General features: G+C 37.5%; 20 protein-coding genes. 16 read left to right on the top strand and 4 right to left on the bottom strand.

From position 1 onward, the window contains the following. The first annotated feature begins 269 nt into the window (after nt 1-269). Entirely contained in the window at nt 270-626 is a 357-nt protein-coding gene (locus AC04QZ_RS05395; protein ID WP_086546717.1) for a response regulator, read from the top strand. 57 nt (nt 627-683) lie between these two features. Further along, entirely contained in the window at nt 684-1,079 is a 396-nt protein-coding gene (locus AC04QZ_RS05390) for a hypothetical protein (protein WP_478356877.1), read from the top strand. Nucleotides 1,080-1,102: 23 nt separating this feature from the next. Here the strand turns inward: AC04QZ_RS05390 and AC04QZ_RS05385 are convergent, their stop codons facing one another. Together AC04QZ_RS05385 and AC04QZ_RS05380 are read right to left on the bottom strand one after the other, a co-directional pair. Next, on the bottom strand, nt 1,103-2,407 hold the full coding sequence (locus tag AC04QZ_RS05385) for an ABC1 kinase family protein (protein ID WP_478356876.1): 1,305 nt from the start codon (nt 2,405-2,407) through the stop codon (nt 1,103-1,105). Between the two features lie 7 nt (nt 2,408-2,414). Beyond that, nucleotides 2,415-3,068 (bottom strand): TetR family transcriptional regulator C-terminal domain-containing protein, encoded by a 654-nt coding sequence (locus tag AC04QZ_RS05380; protein WP_478356875.1) that lies wholly within the window; start codon nt 3,066-3,068, stop codon nt 2,415-2,417. 224 nt (nt 3,069-3,292) lie between these two features. On the opposite strand from AC04QZ_RS05380, the gene AC04QZ_RS05375 reads away from it, so the two are divergent. The 5 genes from AC04QZ_RS05375 to AC04QZ_RS05355 all read left to right on the top strand — a co-directional run bounded on the left by AC04QZ_RS05375 (nt 3,293) and on the right by AC04QZ_RS05355 (nt 9,538). Then, nucleotides 3,293-4,147, top strand: coding sequence for an HD domain-containing protein (locus AC04QZ_RS05375; RefSeq protein ID WP_478356874.1), 855 nt, complete (start codon nt 3,293-3,295; stop codon nt 4,145-4,147). Between the two features lie 160 nt (nt 4,148-4,307). After that, on the top strand, nt 4,308-4,448 hold the full coding sequence (locus tag AC04QZ_RS05370; RefSeq protein ID WP_086546713.1) for a Sec-independent protein translocase subunit TatA/TatB: 141 nt from the start codon (nt 4,308-4,310) through the stop codon (nt 4,446-4,448). A gap of 57 nt (nt 4,449-4,505) precedes the next feature. After that, on the top strand, nt 4,506-4,718 hold the full coding sequence (locus AC04QZ_RS05365) for a hypothetical protein (RefSeq protein ID WP_086546712.1): 213 nt from the start codon (nt 4,506-4,508) through the stop codon (nt 4,716-4,718). A gap of 250 nt (nt 4,719-4,968) precedes the next feature. Beyond that, the gene (locus AC04QZ_RS05360) at nt 4,969-8,526 is read left to right on the top strand and encodes a PKD domain-containing protein (RefSeq protein ID WP_478356873.1); all 3,558 of its coding nucleotides are present in this window, start codon (nt 4,969-4,971) and stop codon (nt 8,524-8,526) included. 1 nt (nt 8,527) lies between these two features. Further along, a complete protein-coding gene (locus AC04QZ_RS05355; RefSeq protein WP_478356872.1) occupies nt 8,528-9,538 on the top strand; it encodes a PorP/SprF family type IX secretion system membrane protein in 1,011 nt (336 codons plus the stop codon). A 414-nt stretch (nt 9,539-9,952) separates the two neighbouring features. Here AC04QZ_RS05355 and rpoN read toward each other — a convergent pair whose 3' ends face one another. Then, entirely contained in the window at nt 9,953-11,425 is a 1,473-nt protein-coding gene (rpoN, locus tag AC04QZ_RS05350) for an RNA polymerase factor sigma-54 (RefSeq protein WP_086546708.1), read from the bottom strand. 166 nt (nt 11,426-11,591) lie between these two features. Between rpoN and mscL the strand changes: the two genes are divergently transcribed. Further along, a complete protein-coding gene (gene mscL / locus AC04QZ_RS05345; RefSeq protein ID WP_086546707.1) occupies nt 11,592-11,981 on the top strand; it encodes a large-conductance mechanosensitive channel protein MscL in 390 nt (129 codons plus the stop codon). A 42-nt stretch (nt 11,982-12,023) separates the two neighbouring features. Here the strand turns inward: mscL and AC04QZ_RS05340 are convergent, their stop codons facing one another. After that, complete coding sequence (locus tag AC04QZ_RS05340; protein ID WP_478356871.1) at nt 12,024-12,896, bottom strand: ChaN family lipoprotein; 873 nt, start codon at nt 12,894-12,896, stop codon at nt 12,024-12,026. A 131-nt stretch (nt 12,897-13,027) separates the two neighbouring features. Between AC04QZ_RS05340 and AC04QZ_RS05335 the strand changes: the two genes are divergently transcribed. The 8 genes from AC04QZ_RS05335 to tsaB all read left to right on the top strand — a co-directional run bounded on the left by AC04QZ_RS05335 (nt 13,028) and on the right by tsaB (nt 18,991). Continuing rightward, a complete protein-coding gene (locus tag AC04QZ_RS05335; protein ID WP_478356870.1) occupies nt 13,028-13,792 on the top strand; it encodes a LiaF transmembrane domain-containing protein in 765 nt (254 codons plus the stop codon). A 23-nt stretch (nt 13,793-13,815) separates the two neighbouring features. Beyond that, the gene (locus AC04QZ_RS05330; protein ID WP_478356869.1) at nt 13,816-14,163 is read left to right on the top strand and encodes a DUF4288 domain-containing protein; all 348 of its coding nucleotides are present in this window, start codon (nt 13,816-13,818) and stop codon (nt 14,161-14,163) included. Further along, nucleotides 14,153-15,214, top strand: coding sequence for a sensor histidine kinase (locus AC04QZ_RS05325; protein ID WP_478356868.1), 1,062 nt, complete (start codon nt 14,153-14,155; stop codon nt 15,212-15,214). The genes AC04QZ_RS05330 and AC04QZ_RS05325 overlap by 11 nt, the downstream gene beginning before the upstream one ends. Continuing rightward, complete coding sequence (locus AC04QZ_RS05320; protein ID WP_478356867.1) at nt 15,192-15,926, top strand: LytR/AlgR family response regulator transcription factor; 735 nt, start codon at nt 15,192-15,194, stop codon at nt 15,924-15,926. The genes AC04QZ_RS05325 and AC04QZ_RS05320 overlap by 23 nt, the downstream gene beginning before the upstream one ends. A gap of 1,160 nt (nt 15,927-17,086) precedes the next feature. Further along, the gene (gene rpmH / locus AC04QZ_RS05315) at nt 17,087-17,245 is read left to right on the top strand and encodes a 50S ribosomal protein L34 (RefSeq protein WP_010601723.1); all 159 of its coding nucleotides are present in this window, start codon (nt 17,087-17,089) and stop codon (nt 17,243-17,245) included. 67 nt (nt 17,246-17,312) lie between these two features. Further along, complete coding sequence (gene rnpA, locus AC04QZ_RS05310; RefSeq protein ID WP_478356866.1) at nt 17,313-17,711, top strand: ribonuclease P protein component; 399 nt, start codon at nt 17,313-17,315, stop codon at nt 17,709-17,711. Next, complete coding sequence (gene yidD, locus AC04QZ_RS05305) at nt 17,695-17,925, top strand: membrane protein insertion efficiency factor YidD (RefSeq protein WP_057934022.1); 231 nt, start codon at nt 17,695-17,697, stop codon at nt 17,923-17,925. Before rnpA ends, yidD begins: the two co-directional genes overlap by 17 nt. A gap of 370 nt (nt 17,926-18,295) precedes the next feature. Further along, entirely contained in the window at nt 18,296-18,991 is a 696-nt protein-coding gene (gene tsaB / locus AC04QZ_RS05300) for a tRNA (adenosine(37)-N6)-threonylcarbamoyltransferase complex dimerization subunit type 1 TsaB (RefSeq protein WP_478356865.1), read from the top strand. The last annotated feature ends 1 nt before the right edge of the window (nt 18,992 follow it).

Below are 18,992 nucleotides of genomic sequence, written 5' to 3'. Positions count from 1 at the left end.
ATATTTTTATTTAATAAATTAAATGTTAATTAATTGTTATTTAAATGTTTAAGTCTTTTTGTTGTAGTTTTGTAGATAAGACGCAATGAAATGAAAAACGTTGCAGGCCATGTTGCGTTTTTATACAATCGATAGGTAATACTCGACGAACAGGCATTAATTCAAGACGAAAACCTGCAACATTTACTAACCAATTGTAAAATATTTTAAGATTTATTATTGGATTAGTCTTTTTCTTTATCTTTAGTGAGAATTTAGTCTGTTTATTTATGAAGAAAAAGGTTGTACTTGTTCAGGATAATAAAGATATCCTCGATATAATGGACCAGGTATTGGAAGAGGAAGGCTTTGATGTTACGGCATCATTGACAACCGAGCCGATAGATAAAATAGATGAAATTGAACCCGATGTAGTGATTGTAGATGATCACATCAAGGGAAAAAAGAAAGGATCAGAGGTGATTAAAGAACTTAAATCTGACCCTGAAACCGAAGATGTATCGGCCGTGCTAACCTCAACATCAAATAACTTACCACAACAGGCCGAAGATTGCAAAGCTGATGACTATATCGAAAAACCATTTGATATCGATCATATGGTTGAAGTGGTAAAGAAAAATTCATAATTTTAAATAGAATTGTTTAGTTTTATTATCCCAAGAAATAATAAAAAGACAAGTTTTATGAAAAAAAATATCCTTTATCTTTCATTGGTAATCTTATTCTTTTTTACCATTTCCTGCGGGAAACAAATTGGGAAATGGGACGATAATATAAAATTATCTCAGAAAACAGCCATTCTTAATTCCAGTAAAAATTCAATCACAATAACGTCCGAATCTACAGGTTGGTGGTTAAATGGTATTACCTATAACAATGCAATAGTTGATGTAAAAAACATCAAAGAAACTGATTTGAATTTTGTTGTAAATCACACTGATTTTCAGGTTGAGCGAAAAGATGGAAACAAAATCATTATTATCATGAATCAGAATACAACAAATGCTGATAGACTCTTGTTTATAGCGTTGCAAAATGGAAATTATTTTGATGGATTAACAATAACCCAATCAAAATAAACTGAATATCCCCTCATTATAGTTTATCTATTCAATGTTGGTTTATAAGTATCTGTTTTAACCGTTGCCTTTAATTCATGTAATATCGTATACAGGCCAAAATTAGTCCGGTTAACATAAATAAAATGTTTTACGCCCCGTGCCTGCTTAAATTCCGGCATTTTCGAAATCTTTTCACCATACCTATACAGTTGCTCAAAAAAGTCAGGTTTACTAAAATCGAAAGATTTACTGGTATAAGGCTTGGCAAACAGGCTGATCATCTCTCTATACGATTGATGATAAAACTCAACCTGCTCAGGAGAATCGTCTGCATGAATCATGTCCAGTTTTCTAAAAGCATCTATCGTTTTATTTTTATCATGAATTACATCGGTAGAAATTAAAGAGAAAAACGGGTAATAAAAATCATCAGGCATTTCCTTAATACAGCCAAAATCAATTACGCCCAAATTTTCGTCAGGGGTAATCATAAAATTTCCCGGATGTGGATCGGCATGTACCGCCCTGAGTTCGTGCTGTTGAAAGTTGTAGAAATCCCACAGCGCCTGACCGATTTTATTTCGCAGCGCTTGAGAAGGATTGGTTTGTAAAAACTCTTTTAAATGTAAGCCATCAATCCAGTCCATGGTAATGATCCGCTTTCCAGATAATTCGGGATAATATTTCGGAAAAACCACATGAGAGAGGTTTTTACAGGCTTCAGAAAATTCTATTGAACGCCTAACTTCCAGTTCGTAATCTGTTTCTTCGAGCAAACGTTCTTCAACTTCTTTAATATAGATATTCAATTCCCTTTCCGACATGCCCAATAAACGGAAAGCGAAAGGTTTTACCAGTTTTAAATCAGAAGAAATGCTATCACCTACACCTGGATATTGAATTTTAATGGCCAGTTTTTTACCATTAAGCGTTGCCTGATGTACCTGTCCGATAGAAGCTGCATTGCTGGAGCTTAAGTTAAAGCTATCGAAAATGTTTTCAGGTGTTTTACCGAAATTCTTGGTGAAAGTCCGGACAATTAATGGACCCGAAAGGGGCGGGGCATTGTATTGCGACTGGGTAAATTTATCTACATATGATTTTGGCAGGATATTTTTATCCATGCTCAGCATCTGTGCAATTTTTAAGGCGCTTCCCTTTAATTCGCTCAGCGATTTATAAATGTCGGTGGCATTATCTTCGTTTAGCTGCTCGCGGTCCATTTCAGGGTTAAACAGTTTTTTGGAGTAATGTTTAATATAATTGCCCCCAATCTGAATACCGGTTTTAACAAACTTTGCCGAACGCTCTACCTTGGTAGTTGGAATACTTTTTTGTGTCTTCATCTGGTATTTAAAACCTCATCTTATCTGCAAACTTCCCATTTCTGGATAAAAACTTTCCATATTCCAATAAATTATCAATTGGCGAATGCTGAAAAAGATCAAAAGTGACATTGATGCCTTTTTCAATGGCTTCGTCGCTTTTTTCAAAACCTTCACTATCATCGTTGATCCAGAAATTAACAATAAAGGCAAACTGAATCCATAAAGCATCTTTATAACGCTTGCTTAGAAAACGACGTTCAGCAAGTTCGCCACTATCTAAACCTTCTTCAATGATTTCCTGAGCAAAGTTTTCGAAAATGGGTTTTACGCCAGCCAGAACATCAGGGGTAGAAAATTTACCATGGTGATTCTTTAAACTGTAAATCACAAAACTCCGTTCGTTTTTCAGGTTTTCCAGGTAACTGTAAAAGAAAGAAAGCATTTTTTCCCTGGAAGTATACTGGGGCCAAACTTCCTGTTCTTTGATTTTGCTAATGGTTTCGAAAGTAAGTTCGAACCAGATTGTTTTTTCTATGCTTTCGAAAGAAGAGAAAAACTGATAAAAATCAGCCTCAGTAATTTTTAGCTTCTTCACAAAAATATAAACCGATTTTGGTTTTTCATCGTTGGTTAAAACATAATCTAGATATGCTTTTCTAATTTGCTGAGCAGTTGCCATATAGCTGTTTTTTACAAGTATAACGTTTAATTTATAGGCTTGTTTTTACTGCTGCTTTTTTGTTGATCATGAAATTGTAATAATAGCTTTCAAAATATTTGAAAGTAGTTTTGTGGCTAATTAATTTAGTTTATAAAAGTTTTAATGTGGATAATTTTTTATAATAAAACTAAAATAATTAGTATTTTTGTTACTGATTATTCCTTATAAGTAAAAAAAGCAACATGATCCAGTTAAACGATTTTTTGTATGGCAAAATGGAACTGCCGGCGGTATTTTCTGATCTGTTAAATACGGATGCTTTAAAAAGGTTAGGCGGGATCCATCAAAGCGGGGCTATATTTTTGGTCAACCCGGATATCTGCCATTCGCGACTGGAGCATGCCATTGGCGTAACCATGTTGATCAGGATGTTAGGTGGCTCAGAACTGGAACAAATTGCCGGCTTGCTGCATGATATTTCGCATACTGCTTTTTCTCATGTGGGAGATTATGTTTTCGACAATACAGATGAAGATTATCATGAAAAGGTTTTTGCAGAAGTTTTATGTAAATCGGAAGTGCCTGATGTACTGTTAAATTATGGATACAATGTTAACCAGATTTTGTACGGTACTTTTGATATTTTAGAACAACCCTTACCAGCGCTCTGTGCCGATCGTTTGGATTATACTTTACGGGATGGGGTTCATGGTGGAATAATTTCCCGTCAGCGTGCCCGCGAATTTTTGACTTCCATTGTTTTGAAGGATGGAAAAATAGCCGTAAATGTAGAAACTGAGGTGCTTTGGATCAATGAAGCTTTCGAGAAGCTCAATAATGATATGTTTAAATTACCACTTCATTTATATGCCAATGGCAAAATGGCCGAACTGATTAAGAAATTTCTGAATAAAGGGATATTGGTTGAAAGTGATCTGTTTAAAACAGATACCATGCTGCTAAACAAAATCAGAACTTCTTATGAAGGATACGAAGCCATTAAGTCGATCAAACAATTAAAAGGTTTTGCCGAATTTATGCGCCATGGCGCGGTCCCTAAAATCAAAAAAAGGACTTTAAATGCCTTGCTAGTCTAGGGTTAGGCGCTTGGCGTTTGGTGTAAACTATCCTATCGTTAGTCCGAAGGCTTAAGTCTGTAGTTTTGTCAATTCGCCGATTTAAACAATTAACCGATTAACCCAATCACTAACAATCCATTTCATAAGAATTAACGTATATTGTGAAAAATATAAAGATATGTCTGCAATAGAAATTATTTTAATAGGAGTGGTTATCCTGCTTATTTTTGGTGGTAAAAAAATACCGGAATTGATGAGGGGAATTGGGAGAAGTGTGAAAGAATTTAAGGATGCCAAAGATGAACCTCCTGTTAAATAATCGTACTGAACCAAACTTTCTGTTAGCGGCACTGTTTTATCTAAAATAAACGCCAACATGGAAAATAAAAAAGAAGATCTGGCTAAATCAAAATCTGATTTTACAGCAGAAAATGCAAAACATCCTGAAAAGGGATTAAATGATTGGAACGACCGCTTAGACGAAAATCTGGAACCTGAAGATCATAACGATAGTGTTGCAGATGAGAAAGCTAAAGATTTCTCTGCAAAATACGGTAGCGGCGATCAGTCCGATCAAGGCAATAACTGAATATTTATCTTATAGCCACTTTTAATAAGGTGGCTTTTTTGTTTTACATGATATTCCTTTTTCTAACTCATTACTTTCGCATCTGAAACTTTTTTACACTACTCATTCAGTTTATTACACGAAAGGCCGTTTTTCTACTTAAAAATTGTTAAAATTCTAATAATTGTTTTTTCTTGTGATTTGATTAATAGTATATTGCATATCTAATCAAACAAACATGTATAACGTTTTCAAACTAAACTGATAGGTAATGAGCAGGCATTGGTTATTGGTTTTGTTTTTCTTGCTTTTTGCAAGGTCCTTGTCTTTTGCTCAAAACACATCAAATAAGGGAAAAGATTTTTATGTTCCTTATGCAGGGCATATTGATGGAGATAGGTCAAGGTTAACCTTGTTTTTATCTGCAGATCAGGCTACCGAATATGAAGTTTATGTTGGTAATACTTTAGTTTCTCCGGCAGGTGCAACCATACCTGCAAATACCTGTTTGCCATTTGTAATCAATCCCAATACTTACGCGGTGTTGATGGGCAGCTCCAATTTAATAGAACCCAATAAAGCCATTCATGTGGTTACAACGAAGGCCATATCATTGTATAGTATTATTTCCAATAATGCCCGTACGGGTGGTACCTTAGTCTTGCCAACCAATACGCTGGGACAAGAGTATTATGCCTTTAGTTATGAAAATCATGGAAATCAACAGGGTTTTTCGCAATTTACAATTGTAGCAACAGTTGATAATACTGATGTAGAAATTACGCCTAAACAAAACGAAAGATACGGAGGAAGAAACGCTGATGCCACTTTTACCATTAAGTTAAATAGAGGCGATGTTTATCAGTATCAATCAGTTGGTGATTTAACCGGGAGCCACATCAAAGCCTTAAACTGTAATCCTATAGCCGTATTTACAGGTAATACCTGGGCAGCTTTTTGTAATGAAGGTAATAGTCGTAATCCAGCTGGGGGAGATAACCTGTACCAACAGGTTTTTCCGGTTTCTGCATGGGGAAAGAATTTTGTAACCGCACCTTTTTATAACACCCTTCATGGTAATACCGATATTATGAGGGTTATTGTAGCTGATGACAATACAGTTTTAACCGTAAATGGGAGCACCACTAATGCCAATGGAACTCCGCTTTCTAATCCTTACAATAAAGGAGCAGTGGTTACCTTTTTTACTACTTCAGCAAATGTAATTTCAGGTTCGAAACCAATTGCGGTGGCACAATACCAAACTTCGCAAACTTGCAACCTAAACAATGGAACCAATACCAACCAATATCAATTTCCTGGCGATCCTGAAATAACAGTACTTAACCCGGTTGAACAAACGCTAAATAATATTACGGTTTTCTCTGATTTGGGATCGGTAGGCGTTCCTACCCAGATCACGAGGTACTATCTTAATGTAATTATTAAAACAGCAGATATAGCTTCATTTAGGCTGGATGGTAACCCGGTGAATAATTTTACCACTATTGATAACACTTTTAGTTATGCTGTAATTGACGTGACCAATACACAACCCCAGCACAGGTTATCTGCGGCAGGTGGTTTTTCGGCAATTTCATATGGTTACGGAGCAGTAGAGTCTTATGCTTATTTAGCCGGGGCAAATATTCAGAATTTTACTTTTCAGCCTACCAGTGCGGTTACGGGACAACCTATTAGCAGCGGTTGCTTAGGAGAACCCATTAGTTTAACGATAAATTTACCTTACCAGGCCACTAAAATAGATTGGGAGATTGAGGGCGCAGCACGTTTTACCGATGATAACCCCGTGGCAATAAACACCTTTACCAGGCCAAATGACAACAATACATACTACACCTACAAGTATCCTAACGACCTGAATTATCCAAATCCTGGTGATTATCAGTTTAAAGTAATTGCAACTAAACCAAATGCCGATAATTGTGGTAATACTGAAGAATTGATTATCGATTTTTCGGTTGATAATCAGCCTACAGCGGCATTTGAATTACCGGCTACGGGTTGCCAGTCTACTGGTGTTCAGTTTACGGATAAAAGTGAATCCAATTCAAATTCGCGAAGTATTACACAGTGGTTATGGGATTTTGGTGATGGGAAAACATCTCCTGAGCAGAACCCTGTTCATATTTATGATCGTCCGGGGACTTATAATGTGGTTTTAACGGCTACGACAGATTCTAAATGTTCAGAAACATCTTCGGCATTTCCAATTGTGATTAATCCTCAACCCATATCCGATTTTGATGTGAAAGGTTTATGTGTGGGCAAACCGATTATTTTAACTGAAAAATCGACGATTGAAAGCCCGGGCACTATCGTGAAATGGACCTGGGATTTTGGTGATGGAAGTACGGCTTCAACTGAACAGCATCCCGTTCACCAATACAGTGCTATTGGGTCTTATACCATTACTTTAATAACGGAAAGCGATAAAGGATGTGTGAGTGTATTGAAAAGCAAAATGGTAACTGTCATTGATCCGCAATCGGCTGATTTCGAGCTTCCTGATTTTTGTTTAGCAGATGGAGTAGCCAGGTTTAAAAATATTTCCAAAAATGCAGATGGAACTACAACAGGCTTAACTTTTGAGTGGAAGTACACTGACAATAACAATAATGTAATCGCCACAACCACAGGAGTAGATGGTGCTTTTACGCCTGCAGCCACGGGTAATTATAATGTGATTCTGACAGTGAAAAATCAGGATGGATGTGAGGCATTCGTTTCAAAACCATTTACGGTAAATGGTGATGTTAAAGCAGCAGATTTTGAAATTTTGAACGATCATAGCTGTGTGAGTGAAGATATCATGATTAAAAATACATCCACCGTATTTACAGGTAACATCACAAAGATTGAGATTTACAGAGATTTTGGCAGAGAAACTTCTATTTATAAAACCATCCCTTATCCGGGTAATAACGAAGTTTTTGTGATAAAGTATGATACTTTTGGCGGCACCACTGACCGAACTTTTAACATCAGGCTTGTTGCTTATTCCGGAGAAAACTGTTCTAAATTTTTAGATCAAACGCTTACCTTAAAACCCGTTCCGCAATTGGTGTTTGATGATATGGCTCCGGTTTGCGAGGCCGACGGAACCGTTTTAATTACGCAGGCGAAACAGAAAGCTGGGGAAGAAATGAATGGAGGACCAGGCGTATATAGTGGCGATGGCATAAAAGAATATGGTACCTTTAATCCGAAAATTGCCGGACTTGGGCCACACCTCATCACTTATACTTTTACAGGTGATAATGGTTGTCCAAGCTCCATAACCAATACAATCGAAGTGTATAAATCGCCCGTTGCTAATGCAGGTACATTGGTTTACATTTTAGCAGGTGGACAGATCGAAATCCCTGCCACTGCTGAAGGTACTAACCTGAAGTATAAATGGTCACCTGCAACAGGTTTGAACAAAACGGATGTATTAAATCCCATTGCCTCCCCAGATAGCGATACAGAATATACGCTTACAGCAACCACACAGCCTGATGGCTGCGCCACAACATCGAAAGTTTTGGTTAAAGTTTTGCAAGTATTAAATCCACCCAATACCTTTACACCAAATGGCGATAATGTAAATGATACCTGGATTATTAAATATTTAGAATCTTACCCAAATGCAACTGTCGAAATTTTTAACAGAAATGGGAATAAGGTATTTTTTAGCAATGGATATAAAATTCCTTTTGATGGGAATTACCAAAATGAACCACTTCCGGTAGGTGTTTATTATTATGTCATCAACCCCCGTAACGGAAGAAAAACAATAACAGGACCGCTCACTATAATCAGATAAATTGAAAAAACTCATCGTCATATTTGCTCTTTTTGCAACATTTAAGGTTTGTGCACAACAAAAGCCACAGTATACCCAATACATTTTTAATCAGTATCTGCTAAATCCGGCGCTTTCAGGAATTGAAAATTACCTTGATTTTAAAGCTGGCTACCGTAAACAATGGTCGGGTATTACCGATGCACCTCAAACTTCATTTGTATCTGCACACTGGGCCTTAGGCGATAATCAATTATGGAGTAATGCGTTAACCTCTTTCCCTGAGCAAACCGGTAATCCGATGGACCGTAATTATATGCAAAACTACATGTCATCACCATCGCACCATGGCATGGGCGTAACCGCCGTTTTAGATAAAACCGGTCCGATAAAAAGATTGGATGCAAATGTCACTTATGCTTATCATCTGCAGCTCAGTAATAATTTTAATCTTTCGGCAGGTGTTGCAGCGGGGATTTCGAGTATTTCTTTAGATGTGAATGCACTTACTTTCGATACACCGATAGATCCGATTATGAACAGGGCATTAATAAATCAGGTAAAGCCCGATCTGAGTATTGGTTTATGGTTATATGGTGCCAGGATGTTTGCAGGTTTATCTGTACAGCAAATTTTGCCGCAGAAATTAAGTTTCACAGGTGATAACAGCTATAATTTGGGTAAAGAAGCGCCACATTATTTTGCCACTGCAGGATATAAATTTTTCGTTGATGATGAGATTGCTGCAGTGCCATCGGTAATGGTAAAGTATGTTTCGCCTGCACCTGTTTCTGTTGATGTCAACCTTAAACTCGCTTTTAAAGATAAAATCTGGTTGGGTGGAAGTTACCGTAAAGACGACTCCTTTGCCGCAATGGCAGGCTTTAACATTGGTAAAATGGTCAATTTAACCTACTCGTACGATTTTACAACATCGGAGTTAAATCAGGTAAGTAATGGCAGCCACGAAATTGTACTGGGCTTATTGTTGAACAATATCTACAAAGTACCATCGTATATTAAAATGTGGTAGTTTTCAGTGGGCGATAGGCCGAAAACTTATTCATCGCCCTTGTTTGTAACGAGGATGGAGGAGAAAGGCGATTTTATCGCTGTATTCACAGCTTATATTTGGAGCGCAGGGCCTGTACAAATTAATAAATGTCCTCCCGTTTTACGCTTTTACGCTTCGCTTCGTCATACCTCTTCGCTGCAGGGTAACGCTGCAACCGGGGCTAAATGGCCAGGGCAGTTTTTCATTTCTGAGGTTGCAGGGTGCGCAAAAATTTGTGCTTAAGCTTGATTGGAATAGAAAGCGGGACTGAAGCTGCCAAGCGTAGTGAACTTTTTCATTTCCCAGTCACAACAATAGAAAACTTCTGTTTGGCAATGCTAATTTACGGCTAACTTAAAACTGATAACTGTCAACTACCAACTGAAAACTGATCTAAAGTTCTTTCCTAAGCCTTGCTACCGGAATATTCATCTGCTCGCGATATTTCGCCACAGTTCTTCTGGCAATGTTATAACCTCTTTCTTTTAAAATTTCGGTTAATTTCTCATCTGCCAATGGCTTGCGTTTATCTTCGTTGCCGATACAGTCTTCCAATATTTTTTTAACCTCCTTATTCGAAACTTCTTCACCGTTTTCGGTTTGGATCGCTTCTGAGAAGAAAGATTTTAATAAGAAAGTGCCAAATTCAGTTTGTACATATTTAGAGTTTGCTACCCTCGATACGGTTGAAATATCCATATCAATTTTATCGGCAATATCTTTTAAGATCATCGGGCGCATTTTCCGCTCGTCGGCCGTTAAAAAATATTCATATTGATAGTGCATGATGGCGTTCATAGTCTTTAACAAAGTTTGCTGCCTTTGTTTAATGGCATCGATGAACCACCTTGCCGAATCGAGCTTCTGTTTTACAAACTGAACTGCTTCTTTCAGCTTTTTATCTTTTGATGAGGCTTTGTCGTAATGCTCAAACATCTCCTGGTAAGATCTGCTTACCTTTAATTCAGGTGCATTTTTCGAATTTAAGGTCAAAATTAACACGCCATCATTATTACTGATGTGGAAATCAGGAATAATCTGCATTTGTTTAGTCGTAACCTGATTCGCGTCACCTGGTTTTGGGTTTAAACGCAAAATTTCGTTTACAACCTCTTTAAGTTCTTCGCTATCTAAACCTAAACTTTTTTCTAATTTATCGTAATGTTTACGGGTAAACTCATCCAGATAGTTTTCGACAACATTCATTGCTTTAACTATAATCGGATTATTCGGATCTTTCCTTTTTAACTGGATCAATAAACATTCTTTCAGGTCTCTTGCACCAATGCCTGGAGGGTCGAAACTTTGGATCAGTTTTAACATTTCCAGTACATCTTCTTCCTCAACCATTACGTTTTGAGAAAAAGCAAGATCATCGATCATAGAGCCTAACGGACGGCGTAAATAACCATCATCATCTAAACTGCCTATAATTTGCTTGCCAATAATAAAATCCTGATCGGAGAGGGGAATAAGGTCTAATTGTTCCTGTAAACTTTCAAAAAAAGTACTTTCAATGGCGATAGGGGTTTCTTTTTTCTCCTCATCGTCGTCGCCATTATTGTAGTTGGTACTATAATCATTGGCCGAATCATCCTGTAAATAATCATCTACATTAAATTCATCCATGCTGGTATCTTCTGATGATTGTTCGTAATCTTCCGGCCCGTCATTTAAATCATCGTATTCGCTTTTTGGCTCATCCTGAGTCATTAAACTCGGATCTTCAAGCGCTGGATTTTCTTCAAGTTCTTCTTTTACACGGGTATCTAATGCAACGGTTGGCACCTGCAACAGTTTAATAAACTGTATTTGTTGTGGTGATAACTTTTGTAATAATTTTTGTTGTAAGTGTTGCTTTAGCATAGTAAATATAAAAGAATGGGGCAAAAATAAACAATAGATTTCAGATATTCTGCTGATTTGACCTAAATGCTATCGATATGTCCGGTTTTAAAATTATTTGCTAAACATTTGTATTGAGTTTAATGTTTGCTACTTTAGTAAATAAAAAACTAAAACTTAATGAAATATGGGCATTGTAAAAGAATTTAAGGAATTCGCAGTTAAGGGAAATGTACTTGACTTGGCTGTCGGTGTAATCATTGGTGCTGCATTCGGCAAAATTGTTAGCTCTTTGGTTGAAGATATAATTACGCCAGCGGTTTTGGGTCCGGCATTAAAAGCAGCAGGGCTGGAAGATTTAAGCAAGCTTACTATTGCAGGTACAGCAATAAAATACGGTAATTTCCTTTCGCAGGTCATCACCTTTATTATTGTTGCATTTGTTCTTTTCCTGATCATCAAAGGTGCCAATAACCTGAAGAAAAAAGAAGCTGTTGCGCCAACTGTTGCCCCTGTGCCTACAAAAGAAGAAGTGCTGTTAACAGAAATCAGAGATTTATTAAAAGCAAAAGCATAACATACAATAGCCGTCCCGATGTCAAATTGGGGCGGCTTTTTTTTAATAACTCCTTTTTACTGTTGGATCGGTTATGATGACGTAATCGCCAAGATTTTTAAATTTTTCCCAGTTGGGATTGGTAAAACTTTCATCAGAAAATGATGAAATATTTAAGATTTTTAATTTTGGATTAGATTGAGCCAGTTTGGCTAATGTTCCCAGCTTTTCATCGCTATGGAAACGTCCGTTAAGCTGAAACACCTTCATCCCCCTGTTTGCCTTAACAAACTTATTGATAGACCAGGCCATGGTGGCATCCCATAAATTTTGTGTCTGGTAAATCTTCATCGGGCCCATACTGTGGCCACCCAAAGTTTCTGTGAATTTTTCATAATATCTACCCCGGGCCGTATCAATAGGTAAAGGTGGTAAAAAATTGAATGATGTTTTGGGGAAATTTTCTAAAACTTTAAGTCCGCCCATCGTAACGGCATTGCTATAACGCGTTGCCGCATTTGCCGCAATAACTTTTAACTTATTTTGTTTGGCGTATTCTATTAAAGGTTTATAATCTTTGTAATTTCCCCAGGCCCTGCCTTCTTTAATAAAGTTCTTTTCCGAGATTAAGCCTGCTAAGTATTCGTCTACTTCAGGTTGTACGTCGGTATGGAACATTTCTAAAGACAGTGCCGTTTTCAACGGATATTTTGAATGGAGTTTTTTAAAAAGAGCCGCTTCCAGGTAGTGCCCTACAGAATCGTTGTGGTCTTCGCCAAAGAATAAAACATCTGCCTGGTCCATGTCAGCAACAATGTCATCTATGGATATGGATTTCTGTTTTTTTACATCGTAAATCTTGTAATGGCTACTTATTTCCTGTGCATATAAGCCGGTAGAAATAGTAAGAACAAACATTAATAGGGAAAATTTCATGCCATCAAAATAACAAAATAATTTTCACCGATAAAATAAGGGCACTTACCGCCCTTTACCGAGTTTTTGCAAGTCAGGCCTGTTATGGTCGGGTGCTTATCAATACTTTTGGGTATTAAATATGAACACAAATGGAAAATATTAATAATAACGATAACAACCAGCTCAAAAACTCAGGAAGGGTTTGGAGCGGTTTCATCATAGTCATCATCGGATTTGCATTTCTATTGAATAATATGGGACTAAACATTCCACGATGGATATTCAGCTGGTCTAATTTTTTAATTGTACTTGGTGTATTTATCGGCGTTCGTCGTAACTTTAAAGGAATAGCCTGGCTGATCCTGATTTTGATCGGTACATACAATACCTTAGATAATATACCTGGTCTGGATTTAAATCTATCCAAATATGCTTTAGGTATTGGTTTGGTTATCGTGGGTGGCTTTCTAATCTTCAGGCCAAAGGATGTTTGGGGGTTTAAGAAAAAACGTAAAGATAAGCACAATACGGATTTTGATTTTGATGAAACGACCGATAAGAAAACCGCAAATAATAATGATGTTATAGAGGTGGTAGCCGTTTTCGGGGGCAGTAACCAAACCGTTTACTCTAAAAATTTTCAGGGTGGCGATATTACCGCGGTGTTTGGAGGAGCAGATATTGTAATGACTCAGGCTGATTTTCCTGAAACCGCATCGCTTGATGTAACAGCAGTTTTTGGAGGCATTAAATTAATTGTACCCCAAAACTGGGCAATAAAATCGAACGTAACGGCATTATTTGGTAGTGTTGAAGATAAAAGATCGCATGTAATGCCGGTAGCAGAGATGAAAAAAACATTGATTTTAGATGGGACGGCCTTATTTGGAGGCATCGAAATTAAAAGTTTCTAAACATTTATGATAAAACATCGCCTATGAAATGGTTTGCAGTAAATTGTATCTATCAGGTAATTTGTGGTGAGGGAAAACATACACCCCAGTTTAATGAACAAACGCGTTTAATCCAAGCAGATGGGATTGCGCAGGCTTTAGATAAAGCTAAATTGAATGCTGTACATTTTAATCCTCCTTTTAATAATTGTAACGGTGATAAAGTAGTATGGAAGTTTATAGGTGTAGGCGGAATATCGGCAGTCGAAGAACTTGCTGATGGTGTAGAAGTAAGTTCGAGGATTGTTGAGCCTAAATCGGTTACACAATACCTGGAAAAGCTGGAGCACCGCAATAAATCATTAACTAATCAAAACCATTTTGACAACTAGACCCTTATCCGTTCCGCAAATACAGAAAATCTCGCTTACCATTGCAATAGTGTGGACGGTATTGTGTGGTGTCGGATTGCATTATGTAGTTAATTTTTCCTGGTGGATATCGATAACCGATAGCTTAACCAATAACTTTTTGCTGGCTTTGGCTTGCATTGGTATTAGTAATATGCTTGGGTATTACCAGCCGAAAAATGAGCGGATACTGTATGTGCTGATCATCACACTTGTACTTACTTTTGTAATTATTTATGCATCAAAATATGTGGTGCTCTATATTTTTTCCGATTATAAAGAGTACAAGGATTTCTACAATTTTTCTTTTGCCTTCAGGGGTTTAATTTCTTTTATGTGTTTAGCCTGGTGTGCCCTAGCCAATATTTTATGGTATAGGTTAGAAGAACAGTCAGAAACACACGAAAGACTATCAGCAGCCAAAAGTTTGGCTAAAGAGGCCGAGTTAAATAAATTAAGGCATCAATTACAGCCGCATTTTCTTTTTAACAGCTTAAATTCGGTATTTGCACTAACCATGGTTAATCCGAAAGAGGCTGGAGTAATGATTACAAAATTAGCTTCTTTTCTTCGCGGTACCCTAAAACGCGATGATGAGTTATGGGTTTCGGTAGAGGAAGAAATGGAATACATCCAGTTGTACCTCGATATCGAAAAGGTAAGGTTCAGCCACAGGTTAAACATCGAGGTTAATGTTGCCGATGATACCTTAAATCTTTGTTTACCAGGTACATTGTTGCAGCCCATTGTAGAAAATGCCATTAAATTCGGACTTTATAACACTTCGGCAGGTATAACAATTAAAATAGATGTTACTGTTGAATATAATATTTTGCAATTACGTGTACAAAATCCTTTTGATCCGGAAATGAAGGCTGCCGGGGGAACCGGATTTGGTTTAAGTGCCATTAAACGCAGGTTATATCTGTTATTTGCGAATACCCACCTGTTAGAAACCGATATTGAGGCAAATAATTTATATATTACCACCCTAAAAATTCCACAAAAAAATGATCAGAACAATACTAATTGACGATGAGCCTTTAGCAAGAGATATTGTAAAATATTACCTTTCAGATCATGCAGAAATAGAAATTGTAGCCGAATGTGGTGATGGGTTTGAAGGTTTAAAAGCCATTACTTTGCATAAACCCGATTTAATTTTTCTGGATATACAGATGCCTAAAATCAGCGGTTTCGAAATGCTCGAGCTGGTTGAAGATAAACCTGCCGTAATTTTTACCACGGCTTTTGATGAATATGCCATTAAAGCTTTTGAGGTTAATGCGGTAGATTATTTGCTTAAACCCATTGATAAATCGCGCTTCGATGCAGCCCTTAAAAAATTACCGAACAAATTAAACCAAAAAGAAAATACCGAGGCTGTTTTGGATGCGGCAGCTTTAAGTCCTGCCCAAAATAATAGGGTAGTGGTTAAAAAAGATGGTGTAATTAAAATTATCCCGGTTGCTGATATTAACTATTTAGAGGCCGATGATGATTATGTGAAATTAAGTACCACTGATGGTGCTTTCTATAAGAACAAAACCATGGCTTATTTCGAACAAACGCTCGATGTCAGCCAATTTATCCGCATACACAGGTCGTACATCATTAATCTGGCACAGGTAACCAAAATTGAGCTAAAAGAGAAAGATAGTTATGTGGTACTGTTAAAGTCTGATATCTGGCTGCCAGTGAGTAAAACGGGTTACGTGAAACTGAAGGCCGCACTAGGCTTGTAAATTGCCCTTTGATTGAATCTATCGGTCGATGTTTCACCGACAGAAATAAACCGTTTTTATTTGGAAAGCAATTGAGTGCTGAAGTTATTGTTAGTCCTGCTTTTCGTTATTCCCGATGAAGAATCGGGATCACTCCAATCAGGTTTATTTCACATCTGCTGTGCTGCTATTAATGGTTTGCGCCTTTCTAGCGCCTTATACTAATAACAAGGGATATAGTTACAGGTTGCCAATTTCGTTCCATAGGAACGAATCATTGGTAGAAAAAATGCCATATGCATATTTTCGTTCCGTAGGAACGTTTGATGAAATAAATAACACAGGTAATCGTGTGAAAGGAGAACATTAGCCCGTCCCATCGTGTAGACCCATATTTTGATTTGGGTTTTTATGCATTTTGCTAACCAACATTAATAAAGTTCAGGTTTTGCCGAAGAACGTCGTCAATCCCAAGTGGCAGAAAAATCAAAAAAACAGTTACAGAATAGAACAAATAGCACTACCAAACCTTAAACGCAGTGGTTTTGTGTTCAATAATCATGATTCCCAACTTTTAAAAGATATTGAACACAAACCCCGAAGGGCTCAATCAGACAAAGAAAATAAAAACAAATCCTGATTAAACGAAGTGCCGCTGTTTTTTTGATAAGCCTGGGGCAGTGAGAAGCCACCTGCCGGATTGACAAAGCGCTTTGGGTACTTTGGCGCTCCAAAATGCGCCAGCATTCTTGAGCACAAATAAAACACCATGATCTGCGAAAAACTACCATGCCCCCGCGGCAGAGAGCGGAAAAAATAATAATATTTGTTACCACAAAATAGTTTTTTAAAGACAAGGAGCTCTTAATAGCAGGAAAGATGCTGATACCGAAGCTTCAGGACACAGGACGATCGCCTTTGGAACATGTCAAGAAAATACAGGCTAACAAAGATGTTTCCACACGATAGGTCCCATCAGGACGAATCATAGGTTGTAGACGCGTTTGATAAAACAATAAAACGTACAATAAGATATTTATAAATGCCTCTAAGGCATCTTTTTCAAAAGAATTATTACATTTGCATTTAAATAGAAAAAATAATAATTAATCACTCTTGCATTTGTAGAGAAATCGCTTTATATTTGCACCTCTTAATTTTACAATAGATAATATACAGTCATGAAAAGAACATACCAACCTTCGCAAAGAAAGAGAAGAAACAAACACGGCTTCCGCGAAAGAATGGCAACAGCTAACGGCAGACGAGTATTAGCATCACGTCGTGCTAAAGGAAGAAAAAGATTAACAGTTTCTGACGAACGCAAGCATAAAGCATAATTTTTGATTGCTTTTCCGTTAATTCGGGATTGGCAGATCAAAATCTGCAGTTATCAATCAAAAATATATGTACACATTCAGGAAAGAAGAACGGTTATGCAGCAGGAAACATTTAGACCTGTTGTTTAAAAACGGTTCTTCTTTTTTATTATACCCTTTTCGGATTTCTTATCTTTTTGTCGATCAACCGGCTGATGTACAAGCGCAGGTGGTAATCAACGTTCCTAAAAAAAGATATAAACGGGCAGTAGATCGTAATCTGCTCAAGCGCCGCATACGCGAAGCTTATCGCCTCCATAAACAAGATAAATTATACCTGCCTTTACCTGCTGACCGGGGATTGCTTTTGATTTCCATTCAATTTGTGGGTAAAGAAAAATATGATTTTGCCTTTATCGAGAAAAAACTGATTGCTACTTTTAAGCGTTTTCACAATTTAATCCAGCCCAATGAAATTCATCAATAAAATTTTTGGATGGTTTTTTTTAGGCTTAATTAAAGTATATCAATACGCCATTTCGCCAATGCTCGGCGCAAATTGCAGGTTTACACCAACCTGCTCACAGTATGGGGTTGAAGCCATTAAAAAACACGGCCCATTTAAAGGTGGCTGGCTGGCACTGAAACGTATTGGCCGTTGCCATCCATGGGGCAAACATGGTCATGATCCTGTTCCTTAGCGAGGTTTATTAGTTCACTGGTCATTAGTTCATTTGTTGGCATCGCTCATTAGTTATTGATTTATTTGTCATTTGATTATTGGTTGATGCGGCCGTCATTTAATCCAAACGCCCAGCTCCAAACTGATCAATCGATTAATTGATTCCAACTTCGAGTTAGTTCATTTGTCATTAGTCATTTGTGTATGGCCACTATCTTGAGATGGTCTATTAGGGCTAGCGGTTAATCGACTCTAAACGCCAAACGCCCAGCTCCAAACTGGTCAATCGCCTATGGACTTCAGACTCAAGACTTCGGGATAACGCTCAATCTCAAGCTCATCTTCCATAATACCTCTTCCATCTTCCATTTTATTAATATCTTTGTCCAATGGCTAAAATACTTCAAATAGAAACAGCTACCGCAATTTGTTCTGTAGCACTATCTGTCAACGGCAAAACATTTTCATTTAAAGAGGAGCAGGGACAGAACCTGCATGCGGCAAATTTAACTTTGTTCATTGATGACGTGCTTAAAACCGGAGGAGTAAGTTACCAGGAATTAGATGCCGTTGCCGTAAGTAAAGGGCCGGGGTCTTATACCGGCTTAAGGATTGGTGTTTCTACTGCTAAAGGTCTGTGTTATGCTTTAGATAAGCCTTTAATTGCCGTCGAAACCTTAGAAATGATGGCAGCTGGTTACCTGGCAGAAAATCCTGATTATGCTGGTTTAATCTGCCCGATGATTGACGCCCGTAGGATGGAAGTTTATACCTCAATTTTCGATCACTCCTTAAATATAATCACACCCACCGAAGCCAAAATTATCGACGAAGACAGTTTCACGGATTATCTAGCACAACAAACAGTTACTTTTTTAGGTGATGGGGCTGCCAAGTGTGCTGAAGTTTTAACACATCAAAATGCAAAATTCGATGCGGCTAATTTCAATTCTGCAACATACATGTCGCGATTAGCGAATGAAGCTTTCAGCAAAAGTAAATTTGAAGATGTTGCTTATTTCGAACCTTTTTACCTGAAAGATTTTGTCGTTACGCAATCTAAAAAACAACAGGCACAGGGTTAAG

The organism is Pedobacter folensis (genome assembly GCF_056490665.1).
Note: the sequence above shows the minus strand (reverse complement) of the source record. Positions and strands in the feature narration are given on the sequence as shown.

Bases quoted from the DNA above. Each gene is read 5' to 3' on its own strand.
- AC04QZ_RS05395 (WP_086546717.1), top strand. From the start codon at position 270: ATGAAGAAAAAGGTTGTACTTGTTCAGGATAATAAAGATATCCTCGAT.
- AC04QZ_RS05390 (WP_478356877.1), top strand. From the start codon at position 684: ATGAAAAAAAATATCCTTTATCTTTCATTGGTAATCTTATTCTTTTTT.
- AC04QZ_RS05385 (WP_478356876.1), bottom strand. From the start codon at position 2,407: ATGAAGACACAAAAAAGTATTCCAACTACCAAGGTAGAGCGTTCGGCA.
- AC04QZ_RS05380 (WP_478356875.1), bottom strand. From the start codon at position 3,068: ATGGCAACTGCTCAGCAAATTAGAAAAGCATATCTAGATTATGTTTTA.
- AC04QZ_RS05375 (WP_478356874.1), top strand. From the start codon at position 3,293: ATGATCCAGTTAAACGATTTTTTGTATGGCAAAATGGAACTGCCGGCG.
- AC04QZ_RS05370 (WP_086546713.1), top strand. From the start codon at position 4,308: ATGTCTGCAATAGAAATTATTTTAATAGGAGTGGTTATCCTGCTTATT.
- AC04QZ_RS05365 (WP_086546712.1), top strand. From the start codon at position 4,506: ATGGAAAATAAAAAAGAAGATCTGGCTAAATCAAAATCTGATTTTACA.
- AC04QZ_RS05360 (WP_478356873.1), top strand. From the start codon at position 4,969: ATGAGCAGGCATTGGTTATTGGTTTTGTTTTTCTTGCTTTTTGCAAGG.
- rpoN (WP_086546708.1), bottom strand. From the start codon at position 11,425: ATGCTAAAGCAACACTTACAACAAAAATTATTACAAAAGTTATCACCA.
- mscL (WP_086546707.1), top strand. From the start codon at position 11,592: ATGGGCATTGTAAAAGAATTTAAGGAATTCGCAGTTAAGGGAAATGTA.
- AC04QZ_RS05340 (WP_478356871.1), bottom strand. From the start codon at position 12,896: ATGAAATTTTCCCTATTAATGTTTGTTCTTACTATTTCTACCGGCTTA.
- AC04QZ_RS05335 (WP_478356870.1), top strand. From the start codon at position 13,028: ATGGAAAATATTAATAATAACGATAACAACCAGCTCAAAAACTCAGGA.
- AC04QZ_RS05330 (WP_478356869.1), top strand. From the start codon at position 13,816: ATGAAATGGTTTGCAGTAAATTGTATCTATCAGGTAATTTGTGGTGAG.
- AC04QZ_RS05320 (WP_478356867.1), top strand. From the start codon at position 15,192: ATGATCAGAACAATACTAATTGACGATGAGCCTTTAGCAAGAGATATT.
- rpmH (WP_010601723.1), top strand. From the start codon at position 17,087: ATGAAAAGAACATACCAACCTTCGCAAAGAAAGAGAAGAAACAAACAC.
- rnpA (WP_478356866.1), top strand. From the start codon at position 17,313: ATGTACACATTCAGGAAAGAAGAACGGTTATGCAGCAGGAAACATTTA.
- yidD (WP_057934022.1), top strand. From the start codon at position 17,695: ATGAAATTCATCAATAAAATTTTTGGATGGTTTTTTTTAGGCTTAATT.
- tsaB (WP_478356865.1), top strand. From the start codon at position 18,296: ATGGCTAAAATACTTCAAATAGAAACAGCTACCGCAATTTGTTCTGTA.